Raw genomic sequence first — 14950 nt, forward strand, 5'->3', positions numbered from 1 at the left:
CCAACCTCCGTTCGGTCTGAGCCCAACCTCCGTTCGGCCTGAGCCCAACTTCCGTTCGGCCTGAGCCCAACTTCCGTTCGGCCTGAGCATAGTCGAAGGCTACGCGCAAACATCCGAGACAAGCATGTCGCGACCGCGCCTAACGCTCGCTCAAGGCGACGATATGCTCCAGCACCGCGGGGTGGAGCGGGCGGGCGAAGGCGCAGCCGTAGCGGCTCTTGTCGCGCCATGCGACCACCGCCTCCAGCGCGGCGAGGCCGGGCAGCGTCAGCCACACCGTCGTGCCGGGCCACAGCGAGAAGCCGGTCTGCGCACGGAATCCGGTGACGGACAGGTCGACCACCTCGATCTCGAACCGGGTCGTGCCGCGGTCGCGCAACTGCGCGCGCATCGTCACCGCCTTGCGCAGCGCGTGCCGGCTGTCGTCGTGCGCGGACGGGTGCGGAAGCGGGATGGCCTTGTCCATGGCGCATCGTCATGCGCGTGGAAGGTTAATCTTCGGCAAACGCCCCGGTCTTCGCCGCGCGCGGCTCGCGCATCCCGGCGCGGCCGCGCCGCTTCAGTTCCGCCTTCAGCGCGTCGGGCCGCGGCGCGACGAGGAAGCCGAAGCTGACCGTCCCCTCCTTCGTGCCGACCGCATGGTGCAGCCGGTGCGCCTGCACGATCCGCTTCATGTAGCGGGATTTGGGCAGATATCGCGTCCGCACCCGCTCGTGCACGATCACGTCGTGAAAGCCGAAGTAGATCGCGCCATAGGCGGCGATCCCGGCGCCGATCCACGCGAACCCCGGCCACCAGCCCAGCTGCACGCCGCCGAGCAACAGCACGATGGAGGGGATCGCGAAGATCACGCCGTACAGGTCGTTCCACTCGAACCGCGCGCCGACCCCCTTTTCCGGCCGCTCGCGATGGTGGCTCTCGTGCAGGAACCAGCCGGGGCCGTGCATCACCCAGCGGTGCATGACGTACGCGAACCCCTCCATGAAGGCGACGGTCGCGAGGAACAGCAGGATGCCGGCGGGCCAGGACATGCGCTCGATATAGCCATCGCCCGGCGCCTTCGCTACGCCGCACCGCATCATGACCGACGACGCACGCCGTTCCGCCGCCCTAGAATCCAAGGCCTGGCCCTACGAGGAGGCGCGCAAGCTCATCAAGCGCTGGCCGGACGGCAAGCCTCATGACGCGCCGATGCTGTTCGAGACGGGCTACGGCCCCTCGGGCCTGCCGCATATCGGCACGTTCCAGGAAGTGCTGCGCACCACCATGGTCCGCCGCGCCTACGAGGAGATGACGGGGCGGCCGACGCGGCTGATCGCGTTCAGCGACGACATGGACGGCCTGCGCAAGGTGCCCGACAACGTGCCGCAGCGGGAGATGCTGGCGCAGCATCTGGGCAAGCCGCTGAGCCGCATTCCCGATCCGTTTGGAAAGTTCGACAGCTTCGCCGCGCACAACAACGCGATGCTGCGCGACTTCCTCGACCGGTTCGGCTTCGAGTATGAGTTCGCCTCGTCGACCGACTATTACACCTCCGGCCGGTTCGACGCGACGCTGCGCGACGTGCTGCGCCGCTACGACGACATCATGAAGGTGATGCTGCCGACGCTGCGCGCGGAGCGGCAGGCGACCTATTCGCCGGTACTGCCGGTCAGCGCGAAGACGGGCGTCGTGCTGCAGGTGCCGATCGAGGTGGTCAATGCCGAGGCCGGGATCGTGCGCTTCGTGGATGAAGGCGAAACCGTCGAACAGTCGATCTTCGGCGGGCAGGCGAAGCTGCAATGGAAGCCGGACTGGGGGATGCGCTGGGCCGCGCTGGGCGTCGACTACGAGATGTACGGCAAGGACCTGATCGATTCGGCCATCCTCAGCGGCAAGATCGCGCAGATCCTGGGCGGGCGCCGGCCGGAGGGGCTGATCGCCGAGCTGTTCCTCGACGCGCAGGGCGAGAAGATCAGCAAGTCCAAGGGCAACGGCCTCAGCATCGAGGAGTGGCTGACCTACGGACCGGACGAGAGCCTGGCCTTCTACATCTATCGGGAGCCGAAGAAGGCGAAGTCGCTGCACCTGGGCCTGGTCCCGCGCGCGGTGGATGATTACTGGCAGTTCCTCGGCAATTACGAAGGCCAGGGGTGGAAGGAGCGATTGGGCAACCCCGTCCACCACGTGCACGGCGGCGAACCGCCCGCGGCGACGCTGCCGGTCACGTTCGGCCTGCTGCTGAACCTGGTCGGCGTGATGGGCGAGGCGTCGCGCGAGCAGGTGTGGGGCTATCTCGCCAACTACCTGCCCGGTGCCACCGCGGCGGACCATCCCGAGCTCGACCGCCTGATCGGCTATGCGCTCGCCTATCACCGCGATTTCGTGGCGCCGACGCTGCACCGCCGCGCACCCGACGCGACCGAGCGCGCCGCGCTGGAGCGGCTGGACGCCGCACTCGCCGCGCTGCCGGCGGATGCCAGCGCGGAGGACGTGCAGAACGAGGTGTACGAGATCGGCAAGACGGGTGGCTTCGCCGAGCTGCGCGACTGGTTCAAGGCGCTGTACGAGACGCTGCTGGGGACCAGCCAGGGGCCGCGGATGGGCAGCTTCATCCGCCTGTACGGCATCGACAATTCGCGCCGTCTGATCGCGGAGGCACTGGCGCGGTGAGGCCGGGGCTGTTCGTGGGCAAGCAGGCACGTGTGCTGGGCGGCATCGCGCTTGCCGCATGGACGGGGGGCACCCGGCCGCCCGCCGACCTCGCCGTTCCCGGCCACCCGGCGCTGATCGACAAGGTGAGGCCGGGGGTGCCGGCGTATCGATCGCGTCCGTCCCGGCGGGGACGGCGGTGCCGGCGCGGCCGGGTGGGATGAGATGAGGAGCTTTTTTCACCCCGCGCAGGCGCATCACGCCCCAGCACGGGAGCTGCACAACGGCGGCTTCGCGGATTATGCCGAGGTGCCCGCGCGCGCCGCGGCGATCCGCGCGGCGATCGGGGCGACCCAGGTGCCGACCGATCGCGGCGAGGCGCCGATCGCGGCGGTGCACGACCCGGCCTATCTCGCCTTCCTGCGCGACGCGCCGCGGCTGTGGCGCGAGGCGGGGCGGCCGGGCGACGCCATCCCCTACGCCTTCCCGATCGTCGGCCGCCGCCCGCTGGCACCGGCGCGGATCGACGCGCTGATAGGGCTCCACAGCTTCGACGCGACGACGCCGATCACGCCCGAGGCCTGGGCGGCGAGCTACGGCAGCGCGCAGTCGGCGCTGGCGGCGACGCACGCGGTGCTGGCGGGCGAGCGCGCCGCCTTCGCGCTGTGCCGCCCGCCCGGCCACCACGCGGGGCGCGACTATTGCGGCGGCTATTGCCACCTCAACACCGCCGCCATCGCCGCGCAGGCGGCGCGCGACGCCGGGAACGCGCGGGTCGCCATCCTCGACATCGACTATCACCACGGCAACGGCACGCAGGACATCTTCTACGCGCGCGGCGACGTGTTCTACGCCTCCGTCCACGCCGATCCGGTGAGCGACTATCCGTTCTTCTGGGGCCATGCGGACGAGCGCGGCAAGGGCGCGGGAGAGGGGACGACGCTGAACCTGCCGCTGCCCCACGGCACCCGGCTGCACGCGTTCCGCCGCGCGCAGGCGACCGCGCTCGACGCCATCGCGCGGTTCGGCGCCGGGCTGCTGGTGGTCAGCTTCGGCGCCGACACGTGGGAGGGCGACCCGATCAGCCACTTCGCGCTGACGACTGCGGATTACGCGGTGCTGGCGCGCGACATCGCCGCGCTGGCGCTGCCGACCGTGGTGGTGATGGAGGGCGGCTATGCGGTGGAGGCGCTGGGCGCGAACGTGGCGAGTTTCCTGTCCGGCCTCTAGCCAGAGCTAGGACGGCGGCGGATCGCCGCCGTCGCGCGCGCGCACATCCAGCGCCAGCAGCGCCTCCACCTTCGCCTCCAGCCGCAGCACCGCGTCCTTCAGCTGCTCCTGCTCGTCGTGGGTGAAGGCGTCGCTGTCGACGATCAGCTTCGCCGCGATCTCCGCGGTCAGCAGCGGCATGACGAGGAGGGTGGTGAGGTGCATCAGCGCCACCGCCACGCCGCGCCCGACCGCGGTGGTGGGCGACAGGTCGCCGTATCCGACCGTGGTCGCGGTGACGACCGCCCACCACAGCGAGTTCCAGATATCGCGCCCCTCCGCCAGGTCGAACACCGTCGCCGCGACGATCAGCGCGGCGAGGTACAGGGCGGCGAGGGTGGCGAGGCGGCGCGTCATGATCGACAGTCTGTCGCGGCCACCGCGCGGGTCAAGCGGGGCTCGCGCGATCAGCGCAGCGCGATCTCGTACAGCGTGGGCCAGTTCTTGCCGGTGACGAACAGGCGCCGCCGCTGCGCGTCCCAGGCGATGCCGTTCGCCACCGCTTCCGGATCGGAGAGGCCCAGTTCGGCGACCAGCGCGGAAAGGTCGATCAGCGCGGTGACGCGGCCCGAGGCGAGGTCGATGCGCAGCAGGTATGGCGTGTGCCAGACGTTGGCCAGGATCGCGCCGTCGACCACCTCCAGCTCGTTGATCTGCGTGACGGGGCGGCCGTTCAGCGTCACGCGCAGCCGCCGGGTCTCCGCCAGCGTGCGCGGATCGTGGAAGGTGAGCGTGTCGCTGCCGTCCGAGCGGACGAAGCCGCGCGAGTCGCTCGCCAGGCCCCAGCCCTCGCCGCGATAGCGCAGGGTGCCGAGCGGCTTCAGCGCCCCGGTCCAGCGGTGCGCGATGCCGTCGTGCCAGGTGAGGCTGACGAGCGTGCCCTTCCACGCCGCCAGTCCCTCACCGAACTGTGTCGCGGGGATCGCCGCACGGGCGAGGACGCGACCGGTGGCGAGCTCGACGCGGCGGACGTCGGATCGCCCGGTCTGGCCGACGCTCTCGTAGAGGTGGCCATCGTGCCAGATCAGCCCCTCGGTAAAGGCGGCGCGATCGTGCGGGAAGCGGGCGACGACGCGCGGGACGATGACGGGCGCACGGGCCGTCCCGGCTCCGGCCGGTGCCGCGGCCGGCGCCTGGGCGCGAATCGGCAGCGCGGCGACGAGCGGCGCGCAGAGCGCCAGCGCGGCGAGGAGAAGACGCAGCATCGGCGTTCGACGTCCTTCGAGAACGAAGCGGCCCGCCGGGCAGGTGCCGGGCGGGCCGCTCGTTACCGGAACGACGCGAGGATCAGGCCTCGCCGGACAGGTTCACCGCGGCGTACTTGCCGCGACGATCGACCTCGATCTCGAACGACAGGCGGTCGCCCTCGTTCAGCGTCGGCATGCCGGCGCGCTCGACGGCGGAGATGTGCACGAACGCGTCGGGCTGCCCGTCGTCGCGCTGGATGAAGCCGAAGCCCTTCATCGCGTTGAAGAACTTGACCGTGCCCGTCGCCTTCTCGCCGGTCAGCTGGCGCTGCGGAGCGCCGCCGAAGCCGCCGCCCGCACCGCCACGCGGACCGCGGTCGCCGCCGCCGAAGCCGCCCTCACGCGGGGCCCGCTCCTGCACCGGCATCGGCTCGCCGTCGATCTTCAGGTCGGTGGCGGAGATGCGGCCACCGCGATCGACCAGCGTGAAGCCCAGCGGCTGGCCATCGGCCAGGCCCGACAGGCCGGCCTGCTCCACCGCGGAGATGTGAACAAACACGTCCTCACCGCCGTCGTCGCGAACCACGAAGCCGAAGCCCTTCTGCGCGTTGAAGAACTTCACCACGCCGGTGCCTTCGCCGACCACCTGCGGAGGCATCCGGTTGCCGCCGCCGAAGCCGCCGCCACCACCGCCGCCGCGGAACCCGCCGCCGCCGCCGCCGCCGAAGCCGCCACCGCCGCCACGGAACCCGCCGCCGCCGCCGAAGCCGCCGCGATCACCGCCGCCAAAGCCGCCGCCGCCGAAACCGCCGCCACCGAAGCCGCCGCCGCCGAAGCCACCCTGGTCGAAGCCGCCGCTCTCACCGCCGAAATCGTCGCGCTTGTCGCGTCCGCGCCCGCCGCGATGTCCGCGGCCGCCCTTGTCGTAACTCATACCCTGTTCGTCTTCCCGGTCCGCCCGAACGTCAATCGCAGGAGCCCGCGCGCAGGACGGCGTACGCGGTTCCCGAGACGCGATCGCACGCGCCTACCCCAGACCATAGACCATCGCGCGCGGCATCGCGACTCGTTTTCGTCACCAAGCGGCTGCTTTCGATCGACCTTGTTGCCATTCGGTCGTGCCCGCGCCACAGCTGGTCGCATGGAGGACGCCGCATGAACCTCGCCGCGCTTGCCGCCGATCCGTCGGTGTGGGCCGCGCTCGTCACGCTGATCGTGATGGAGGTGGTGCTTGGCATCGACAATCTGATCTTCATCTCCATCCTGTCGAACAAGCTGCCGGAAGCGCAGCGGCAGAAGGCGCGGCGGATCGGCATCGGCCTGGCGCTGGTGATGCGGCTGGTGCTGCTGACCGCGATCGCGTGGATCGTCGGGCTGACGCAGCCCGTGCTGGACCTCGGCATCACCGGCCCGCTCGACCGTCACGGCGCGCCGACGTTCGAGACCGCCTTCTCCTGGCGCGACCTGATCCTGATCGGCGGCGGACTGTTCCTCGTCTACAAGGCGACGAAGGAGATCCACCATTCCGTCGACGGGGAGGAGGACGCGGGCGAGAACGGCGGGGCGGCCGCCGGCGGCATCGGCTTCGGCGCGGCGATCGCGCAGATCCTGGCGCTAGACGTCGTCTTCTCGATCGATTCGATCCTGACCGCGGTGGGCATGACCGAGCATGTCGAGGTGATGTACGTCGCCGTCGTGGTCGCCGTGATCGCGATGCTGGTCGCGGCCGACCCGCTGGCGAACTTCGTCAACCGCAACCCCTCGGTGGTGATGCTGGCGCTGGGCTTCCTGCTGATGATCGGCATGGTGCTGATCGCGGAGGGGTTCGGCGCGCACGTGCCCAAGGGCTACATCTATACGGCGATGGCCTTTTCGGCCGGGGTGGAGGCGCTGAACCTGTGGTCGCGCCGCGCGCGCGCGAAGAAGGGTGCAGGCCATTGAGCGATCGGCGCGCGGCGGCTATCGCGCGGCGATGACCGTTCATTTCCACGAGGAAGACCTGCCCGCGGGCGTCTTCGCGCCCGGCGCCTCGATCGCCGTCGACACGGAGACGATGGGCCTCGTCACCCCGCGCGACCGGCTGTGCGTGGTGCAGCTGTCCGACGGCGGCGGCGACGAGCACCTCGTCCGCTTCAACCCCGGCAGCGACTATGCCGCGCCGGAACTGCGCCGCGTGCTGGGCGACCCGTCGCGGCTGAAGCTTTATCATTTCGCGCGCTTCGACCTCGCCGCGATCCGCCACTATCTCGGCACGGTCGCGGCGCCCGTGTACTGCACGAAGACGGCGTCGCGGCTGGTGCGCACCTACACCGACCGCCACGGGCTGAAGGAGCTGGTGCGCGAGCTGTTGCAGCAGGACATCTCGAAGCAGCAGCAATCGTCCGACTGGGGCGGGCCGGAGCTGTCCGAGGCGCAGCGCGACTATGCCGCCTCCGACGTGCGGTTCCTCCACCGGCTGAAGGAGGAGCTGGACCGCCGCCTGGCGCGCGAGGGGCGCACCGCGCTGGCGCAGGCGTGCTTCGACTTCCTGCCCGCGCGCGCGGATCTGGACCTCGCCGGCTGGCCCGAGGTCGACATCTTCGCGCATGTCTGACGCCGCCGTCCGCGTCCGCTCGGAGCGGCAGCGCTGGGCGCTTCCCGGCGGGCGGCACGACCGTGTCATCGCCACCGCGAACGGCCTGCTGCCGCTCTCGATCGGCGTGCTGGCCGCCTTCCTCGTCATGGCGCCGCTGACGATGGGCGGCGACGCCTCGTTCGTGCTCGACAAGGACAAGGTGGACGTCGCGCGCGAGCGACTGAAGGTGCAGAAGGCGCAGTATCGCGGCACCGACGACAAGGGACAGGCGTTCCGGCTGGACGCGGGCTCGGCGATCCAGCGCAGCTCGGCCGAGCCGGTCGTGCGCTTGCAGGACCTCGCCGCCGCGCTCCAGCTGTCCGACGGCCCGGCGCGGCTGACCGCGCCCGGCGGCCGCTACGACATGGACCGGGAGCAGGTGAACGTGGACGGGCCGATCGCGCTGCGCGCGCCCGACAATTACTCGCTCGACACCAGCGACGCGACCGTGGACCTGAAGACCAACCGGCTCCAGTCCAACGGCGACGTGCGCGGCACGGTGCGGCAGGGGCGGTTCCGTGCCGACCGGCTGGACGCCGACCTGGATGACCGCACCGTCACGCTGCGCGGCAATGCCCGCTTGCGGATCGATCCCGCTGCGACGAAATAGCGAGCCCATGCCGCGCCTTGCTCTTCTTCCGGCCCTGCTGCTGGTCTCGCTGCCCGCCGCCGCGCAAACGCGGCACGACACCAAGGCTCCGATCGATTTCGGTGCCGACCAGATCCAGTTGCAGGATCGCGCCAACCGCGCGGTGCTGAGCGGGAACGTGAGCGTGAAGCAGGCGGAGATGACGCTGGACGCCGCGCGCATGACGGTCAGCTACACCGGGCAGGTGGTCGGCGGGAATCCGCAGGTGTCGCGGCTCGACGCCGCCGGCGGCGTGACCGTGCGCCGGCCGTCGCAGACCGCGCGCGGGCAATATGCGGTGTACGATCTCAACCGCCGGGTGATCACCATGGCGGGCGACGTGCGGCTGACGCAGGGGGCGGGCAACACCGTCAACGGCGGGCGGCTGACGATCGACCTCGATTCGGGACGCGCGACGATCGACGGCTCCGCGGTGGCGGGCGGGGCGGCGCCGGGCAACGTGGTGCAGAGCCCGCGCGGGCGCGTGACCGGCACCTTCTCCGTGCCCGACCGCCGCTGACGCCACTGGGGGCTTTCCCTTCGCCGCAAGCTGATGCAGGAATCCTGCCAAGTCCGTCCGCGTTAAGGCGGCGGTAACGATGATTTGCGAGGCGCCGCGACGATGACGCAGGATACGATCGACCGCAGCGTGCTGGACCGGGCCGAGCCGATCCAGGAGGCTCCCACCGCCGACGGCCTCCAGGTCGTCTCGATCGCGAAGAGCTACGACAAGCGCGTGGTGCTGACCGACGTGTCGGTGTCGGTCGGCCACGGCGAGGTGATCGGGCTGCTCGGCCCCAACGGCGCCGGCAAGACGACCTGCTTCTACTCCGTCATGGGGCTGGTGAAGCCGGACGCGGGCCGCATCATGCTGGACGGCGACGACATCACCGGCCTGCCGATGTACCGCCGGGCGATCCTGGGGCTCGGCTATCTGCCGCAGGAGACGTCGATCTTCCGCGGGCTGACCATCGAGAAGAACATCCTCACCGTGCTGGAGCTGGCGGAGCCGGACAAGGCGGCGCGCGCGGCGAAGCTGGAGAAGCTGCTCGACGAGTTCGGCCTGACGCGGCTGCGAGACGCCCCCGCCATGGCGCTGTCGGGCGGCGAGCGACGGCGGGCGGAAATCGCGCGCGCGCTGGCGGCGGATCCCTCGATCATGCTGCTGGACGAGCCGTTCGCGGGTATCGATCCGATCTCGATCGCGGACATCCGCGACCTCGTCTGCCAGCTGAAGGAGCGCGGCATCGGCGTGCTCATCACCGACCACAACGTGCGCGAGACGCTGGACATCGTCGACCGCGCCTACATCATCTACGACGGCAAGGTGCTGTTCACCGGCAGCCCGGCGGAGCTGGTCGCGAACGAGGAGGTGCGGCGCCTGTACCTGGGCGAGAACTTCGAGCTGTAGGTCGTGGAAGCCGCCGCTTTCATGACCGTCATCCCAGGGACAGCTGGAATCTCGTGCCGCGCAAGCGCGCGGGCGCAGGAGGACGCGAGCGTTCGCTGGGGTGACGCGTCGCCATGAGCCTCGCCCCGCGCCTCGACCTGCGCCAGTCGCAGTCGCTCGTCATGACGCCGCAGCTCCAGCAGGCGATCAAGCTGCTGGCGCTCTCCAATCTCGAGATCGAGGCGGTGATCGCCGAGGAGGTGGAGAAGAACCCCTTGCTGGAGACGAGCGCCCCCGTCGAGGATGCGCCCGTCGCCGCGGCCGCGGCGGCGGAGGCGCCGCGCGAGGAACCGGCGGGCGCGGACGAGCTGGTGATGGCGGGCGAGGCGGCGGGCGAGGCGCTGGACGTCGACATCGCGACGGAGCGGTTCGACGACGGACCGTCCGACTTCGCCGGCGCGGGCGCGGGTGCGAGCGGCGAGGCGATCGACTTCGATTCGTTCGCCGACACCAGCGAGAGCCTGGCCGACGTGCTGCTGGCGCAGGCGGGAACGCTGCTGGCCGACGCCGACCTCTTCATCGCGCAGCACCTGATCGACCAGATTGACGAGGCGGGATACCTGCGCGCGGACCTGATCGACGTGGCGATGCGGCTGGGCGTGCCGCTGGCGCGGGTGGAGCGCGTGCTGGCGGTGATCCACACGTTCGAGCCGAGCGGGGTGGGCGCGCGCGATCTGGCCGAGTGCCTGGCCATCCAGGCGAAGGAGGCGGACCGCTACGACCCGTGCATGGCGCGGCTGCTCGACCACCTCGACCTCGTCGCGCGCGGCGAGCTGGCTCGGTTGAAGCGCATCTGCGGCGTGGACGACGAGGACATGGCGGACATGATCCGCGAATTGCGCCACTACGATCCCAAGCCCGGCTGCCGCTACGGCGGGGAGGCGAGCATCGCCGTCACGCCCGACCTGTACGTCACGCGAGCCGCGGCGGGCTGGAACATCGAGATCAACGGCGCGACGCTGCCCCGCGTGCTGGTGAACCGGCGCTACTACAACGAGCTGAGCCACGGTCCGCAGGACCGGTCGTCCAAGGCGTGGCTGTCCGATCGCCTGGCCAGCGCCAACTGGCTGGTGAAGGCGCTGGACCAGCGGCAGCGCACGATCGTGAAGGTCGCGACGGAGATCGTGAAGCAGCAGGAGGCGTTCTTCCTCCACGGCGTCGCGCACCTGAAGCCGCTGACGCTGGCGAAGGTGGCCGAGGCGATCGAGATGCACGAATCGACCGTCAGCCGCGTGACGAGCAACAAGTACCTCAGCTGCGCGCGCGGGCTGTTCGAGCTGAAATATTTCTTCACCTCCGCGATCCAGGCGGCGGACGGCGGCGATGCGGTGTCGGCGGAGGCGGTGAAGAGCGCGATCCGCGCGCTGATCCAGGCGGAGGGCGACCAGATCCTGTCCGACGACACGCTGGTCGAGATGCTGAACGCGAAGGGCTTCGGCATCGCGCGGCGGACCGTCGCCAAGTATCGCGAGGCGATGGGGATCGGCAGCTCGGTCCAGCGTCGTCGCGCGCGTGCGCTGGCGGGCGGGTGAACCGCGCACGTCCGTTCGCCTTGGGCCTGCCGACGGGCCGTCCTCCTGCCGCGAAGACAGGGCAGTGCTTCGACACGCTCAGCACGAACGGTGCGAGAGGCTGGCCGTCCGCATCCATCCCCGGCTAGATAGCGTGCCATGATCCACCTCCGCTCCGACGCCCTCGCCGCCACGATCGATCCGCACGGGGCGGAGCTGCACTCGCTGACCGACGCCGCGGGGTGCGAGCTGATGACCGACGCGGACCCGCGCTTCTGGTCGGGCCGCGCGCCGCTGCTGTTCCCCATCGTCGGGCGGCTGGCGGGCGACACGCTGCGCGTCGACGGCCGCGCCTATACGATGAAGCAGCACGGCTTCGCCCGCCGCCGCGACTTCGCCGTGACCGCGGCGGCGGAGGACCGCGCGGTCTTCACGCTGAGCGACGATGCGGAGACCCGCGCGGCCTTTCCCTTCGCCTTCCGGCTCGACGTCGCCTTCGCGCTGGCAGGGGCGACGCTGTCGATCGACGTGGCGGTGCACAATCCGGACGCGGCCCGCGACCTGCCGGCCAGCTTCGGCTTCCACCCCGCCTTCGCCTGGCCGCTGCCCTACGGCGAGGCGCGCGAGGATCACCGCATCGTCTTCGCGGCGGACGAGCCGGGCGCGCTCCACCCGCTGGCGGCGGACGGCACGCTGCTGTCCGGCGAGAGGCCGAGCCCGCTGGACGGGCGCACGCTGCCGCTGGCCGACGCGCTGTTCGAGGAGGATGCGCTGATCTGGTCGCCGGTCGCGTCGCAGGCGGTGCGCTACGGCGCCGGACGCGGCCCGCAGCTGGAGGTCGCCTTCGCCGACACGCCCTCGCTCGGCATCTGGACGAAGCCGGGCGCGCGCTTCGTCTGCATCGAGCCGTGGCACGGCCACGCCGATCCCCATGGCTACGACGGCGAGTTCCGCGACAAGCCCGGCGTGTTCATCGTGCCGCCGGGGGGCACGAAGCGGATCGCGATGCGGGTGACGCTCTTGGCGTAGTGCTCCTGCGCACGCGGGCGAACGCCGGTCAGTGATCGTGGTCGTGAACGGTCGCGCGCAGCGCCTCCAGCACGTCGTCCACCCGCGCCGGATCGCCGATCGCCAGCACGTGCCCTGCGCTGTCGGCGGTCAGCGGGTCGCCGTTCCAGTCGCACATCCGGCCGCTCGCGCCCTCCACCACCGGGACCAGCGCGGCGAAATCGTGCAGCATCAGTCCGCTCTCGCAGACGATGTCGAGGTGCCCGCTCGCCAGCAGCCCGTAATTGTAGCAGTCGCCGCCGTAGACCGGCCCCTGCCGCGGGTTGCCCCCGCTGGCCGCCGCGACCAGCGCCAGGAAGTGCGGCACGTCGCCTTCCGCGAACAGGTGCGGGCTGGTGGTGGCGACGATCGCGCCGTCCAGCGCGGCGCAGGCGCGGGTCCGCGCCGGCGCGCCGTTCAGCAGCGTCGGCTGCCCGGCGACGCCGATCCATCGCTCCTTCTGCACCGGCTGGTCGATGATCCCCAGCACCGGCCACCCGTCCTCGACCAGCGCGATCAGCGTGCCGAAGATCGCGCGCCCCGCGGTGAAGCTGCGCGTGCCGTCGATGGGGTCGAGCACCCAGCGGCGGCCGGTGACGCCCGCCTTCTCGCCGTGCTCCTCGCCAAGCACGCCGTCGCCGGGGCATTCGGCGTCCAGCAGCCGCCGCATCGCCGCCTCCGCCTGACGATCGGCGATGGTGACGGGCGAGCGGTCCTCCTTCAGCTCCACGTCGAAGCCGCGGCGGAAATGCTGGCGGATCACCTCGCCCGCGGCGTCGGCGAGGCGGTGGGCGAGGGCGATGTCGGCGGGGCGGACGGGCATGCGCCCCGCCTATCGCCTCGCGTGGCCCTGCGCTAGGAAGCGAATGTCCTATCGGGAGCCTTTCGATGCGCCGCACCCTTCTCGCCGTCTCCGCCCTGCTCGCCGCCGTCCCCGCGCAGGCCGCGCTGCCCGTGGGCGCGAAGGCGCCCGATTTCGCGACTCGCGGCGCGGTGGCGGGCAAGGTGGTGAACGTGCGGCTGGCGCAGGTGCTGAAGAAGGGGCCGGTCGTGCTCTACTTCTTCCCCGCCGCCTTCACCGACGGCTGCAACGCGGAGGCGCGCGCCTTCGCCGAGAAGGTGGACGCGTTCCGCGCCGCGGGGGCGACGGTGATCGGCATGTCGGCCGATTCGGTCGCCGACCTGCAGCGCTTCTCCGCCAGCGAGTGCGCGGGCCGATTCGCGGTGGCGAGCGCGGGGCCGCGGGTGATCGCCGGCTACGACGCGAAGCTGGGCGTGCAGGTGAAGGGTCGCGACGTCAGTGCGCGGGTCAGCTACGTCATCGGGCGCGACGGTCGCATCGTGCTGGCCCATGCCGGGCGCGATCCGGTGGAGCACGTGTCGGCCACTCTGGCCTCGGTGCAGCGGCTATCGCGTTGAATTCGCTAAAGGTCGTATCCTAGTCACCATATCTTAGCGCTTCCTCGCTAGCCTTTCGGCCATTCCCGCGTGGCGCGTCCACGCGACTTGAAGGGGCCGGGGATGGGGACCAGGACGATCGAGCGCGGTAGCGCGCAGGGGGCGGCGACGCCGCAGGGGCAGGAGCTGTTCGGACAGATCGGCAACTTTCTGCTGGCGCATCGTTTGACGCCCGATCCTCGCAACTACCAGATCGCGTACGAGGCGATCGCCAACCCGTCCGGCGTGGTCGGGCGGGAGGTGGCGGCGCTGACCGACGGCGGCGTGCGGCTGGCCGCGGAGGACGTGGCGCGGCTGGGCGGCGTCGCGACGAAGGGCGACGGCAAGGCGCAGGAACAGGCGCTGCTGAACCGCGCGCTGAGCCAGGTGGAGGGCTTCGCCCACACCGTGGAGATCGCAGCGGCGGAGGCGAACAATTTCGGCCGCGACCTGATGAAGAGCGCCGAGACGATGCGCGACGTCGGCCCGCACGCCGGCGTGGCGGAGATCGAGCGGCTGACCGGCGCGATGATCGAGCGGGTGCAGCGCGCCGAGCAGAAGCTGGAACATGCCCGCCGCGAGACCGACGAGCTGCGCAGCGCGCTGGAGGAGGCGCGCGGCTCCGCGCGCACCGATCCGCTGACCGAGCTGGGCAACCGCCGCGCCTTCGACGACGCCTTCTCCGCGCTGTCGCCCGACGACCGCGTCACGGTGGTGATCTGCGACGTCGACCATTTCAAGCGCGTCAACGACCATTACGGCCACGCCGTGGGCGACCGCGTGCTGCGCACCGTCGCGCGCACGCTGGAGGAGGAGTGCAAGGGCCTGGCCACGCGCTACGGCGGCGAGGAGTTCGCCGTCCTCTACACCGACACGGACGACGCGCTGGCCAAGGAGCGCATCGACGCGGTGCGCGAGAACCTGGCGAGCCGTCGATTCCGCGTGCGCGAGACGGACCAGCCGCTCGGCGTCATCAGCTTCTCCGCCGGCCTCGTCACCGGGCTGGTGGGCGAGGGCCGCGCGTCGCTGATGGCGCGGGCTGACGCGGCGCTCTACCGCGCCAAGGGCGAGGGCCGCGGGCGGACGATCATCGCCCCCTGACGGCAGGATCTCCACTTCCCCCTGCCGTTGCGCCGGGCCTGTCCCGGCATCCACCAAGCCGCACGGGCCCACCTC

Annotated in this window: 18 protein-coding genes; 12 read left to right on the forward strand and 6 right to left on the reverse strand. The window is 71.1% G+C overall.

Going from position 1 to position 14950, the window contains the following annotated elements; all coding sequences use genetic code 11:
• Positions 1-139: 139 nt before the first annotated feature.
• Together HBH26_RS03440 and HBH26_RS03445 are read right to left on the reverse strand one after the other, a co-directional pair.
• Positions 140-466 (reverse strand): pilus assembly protein PilZ, encoded by a 327-nt coding sequence (locus HBH26_RS03440; RefSeq protein ID WP_168133204.1) that lies wholly within the window; start codon positions 464-466, stop codon positions 140-142.
• Between the two features lie 25 nt (positions 467-491).
• Entirely contained in the window at positions 492-1031 is a 540-nt protein-coding gene (locus HBH26_RS03445; RefSeq protein ID WP_168133205.1) for a sterol desaturase family protein, read from the reverse strand.
• 49 nt (positions 1032-1080) lie between these two features.
• Between HBH26_RS03445 and HBH26_RS03450 the strand changes: the two genes are divergently transcribed.
• Genes HBH26_RS03450 through HBH26_RS03460 form a run of 3 tightly spaced genes read left to right on the forward strand, consistent with a single transcriptional unit; the run spans position 1081 to position 3861 of the window.
• Entirely contained in the window at positions 1081-2652 is a 1572-nt protein-coding gene (locus HBH26_RS03450) for a lysine--tRNA ligase (RefSeq protein ID WP_168133206.1), read from the forward strand.
• On the forward strand, positions 2649-2855 hold the full coding sequence (locus HBH26_RS03455; protein WP_168133207.1) for a hypothetical protein: 207 nt from the start codon (positions 2649-2651) through the stop codon (positions 2853-2855). Before HBH26_RS03450 ends, HBH26_RS03455 begins: the two co-directional genes overlap by 4 nt.
• 1 nt (position 2856) lies before the next feature.
• The gene (locus tag HBH26_RS03460) at positions 2857-3861 is read left to right on the forward strand and encodes a histone deacetylase family protein (protein ID WP_168133208.1); all 1005 of its coding nucleotides are present in this window, start codon (positions 2857-2859) and stop codon (positions 3859-3861) included.
• A 6-nt stretch (positions 3862-3867) separates the two neighbouring features.
• Here the strand turns inward: HBH26_RS03460 and HBH26_RS03465 are convergent, their stop codons facing one another.
• From HBH26_RS03465 to HBH26_RS20995, 3 genes are all read right to left on the reverse strand, one after another.
• Entirely contained in the window at positions 3868-4257 is a 390-nt protein-coding gene (locus HBH26_RS03465; protein WP_168133209.1) for a potassium channel family protein, read from the reverse strand.
• 50 nt (positions 4258-4307) lie between these two features.
• Entirely contained in the window at positions 4308-5105 is a 798-nt protein-coding gene (locus HBH26_RS03470) for a glutaminyl-peptide cyclotransferase (RefSeq protein ID WP_168133210.1), read from the reverse strand.
• An 82-nt stretch (positions 5106-5187) separates the two neighbouring features.
• Positions 5188-6021, reverse strand: a complete 834-nt coding sequence (locus HBH26_RS20995; protein WP_168133211.1) for a cold-shock protein — start codon at positions 6019-6021, stop codon at positions 5188-5190.
• A gap of 221 nt (positions 6022-6242) precedes the next feature.
• On the opposite strand from HBH26_RS20995, the gene HBH26_RS03480 reads away from it, so the two are divergent.
• The 7 genes from HBH26_RS03480 to HBH26_RS03510 all read left to right on the forward strand — a co-directional run bounded on the left by HBH26_RS03480 (position 6243) and on the right by HBH26_RS03510 (position 12319).
• On the forward strand, positions 6243-7028 hold the full coding sequence (locus tag HBH26_RS03480; RefSeq protein ID WP_168133212.1) for a TerC family protein: 786 nt from the start codon (positions 6243-6245) through the stop codon (positions 7026-7028).
• A 31-nt stretch (positions 7029-7059) separates the two neighbouring features.
• The gene (locus tag HBH26_RS03485; protein WP_168133213.1) at positions 7060-7680 is read left to right on the forward strand and encodes a ribonuclease D; all 621 of its coding nucleotides are present in this window, start codon (positions 7060-7062) and stop codon (positions 7678-7680) included.
• A complete protein-coding gene (lptC, locus tag HBH26_RS03490) occupies positions 7673-8311 on the forward strand; it encodes an LPS export ABC transporter periplasmic protein LptC (RefSeq protein WP_168133214.1) in 639 nt (212 codons plus the stop codon). The genes HBH26_RS03485 and lptC overlap by 8 nt, the downstream gene beginning before the upstream one ends.
• Positions 8312-8318: 7 nt before the next feature.
• Positions 8319-8849, forward strand: coding sequence for an LptA/OstA family protein (locus tag HBH26_RS03495; protein WP_168133215.1), 531 nt, complete (start codon positions 8319-8321; stop codon positions 8847-8849).
• Between the two features lie 102 nt (positions 8850-8951).
• Entirely contained in the window at positions 8952-9740 is a 789-nt protein-coding gene (gene lptB, locus HBH26_RS03500) for an LPS export ABC transporter ATP-binding protein (protein ID WP_168133216.1), read from the forward strand.
• Between the two features lie 113 nt (positions 9741-9853).
• Entirely contained in the window at positions 9854-11311 is a 1458-nt protein-coding gene (gene rpoN, locus HBH26_RS03505) for an RNA polymerase factor sigma-54 (protein ID WP_168133217.1), read from the forward strand.
• A 138-nt stretch (positions 11312-11449) separates the two neighbouring features.
• Complete coding sequence (locus HBH26_RS03510) at positions 11450-12319, forward strand: aldose 1-epimerase family protein (protein WP_168133218.1); 870 nt, start codon at positions 11450-11452, stop codon at positions 12317-12319.
• A 28-nt stretch (positions 12320-12347) separates the two neighbouring features.
• Here HBH26_RS03510 and HBH26_RS03515 read toward each other — a convergent pair whose 3' ends face one another.
• Positions 12348-13160 carry an inositol monophosphatase family protein gene (locus HBH26_RS03515; RefSeq protein WP_168133219.1) on the reverse strand — a complete coding sequence of 271 codons (813 nt, stop codon included), beginning with the start codon at positions 13158-13160 and terminating at the stop codon, positions 12348-12350.
• A 65-nt stretch (positions 13161-13225) separates the two neighbouring features.
• Here HBH26_RS03515 and HBH26_RS03520 point away from each other — a divergent pair, with 65 nt between their 5' ends.
• Positions 13226-13756, forward strand: a complete 531-nt coding sequence (locus HBH26_RS03520) for a peroxiredoxin (RefSeq protein ID WP_168133220.1) — start codon at positions 13226-13228, stop codon at positions 13754-13756.
• A gap of 102 nt (positions 13757-13858) precedes the next feature.
• A complete protein-coding gene (locus HBH26_RS03525) occupies positions 13859-14875 on the forward strand; it encodes a GGDEF domain-containing protein (RefSeq protein ID WP_168133221.1) in 1017 nt (338 codons plus the stop codon).
• Positions 14876-14950 lie beyond the last annotated feature (75 nt).

The organism is Sphingomonas corticis, from assembly GCF_012035195.1.
Classification (GTDB): domain Bacteria; phylum Pseudomonadota; class Alphaproteobacteria; order Sphingomonadales; family Sphingomonadaceae; genus Sphingomonas; species Sphingomonas corticis.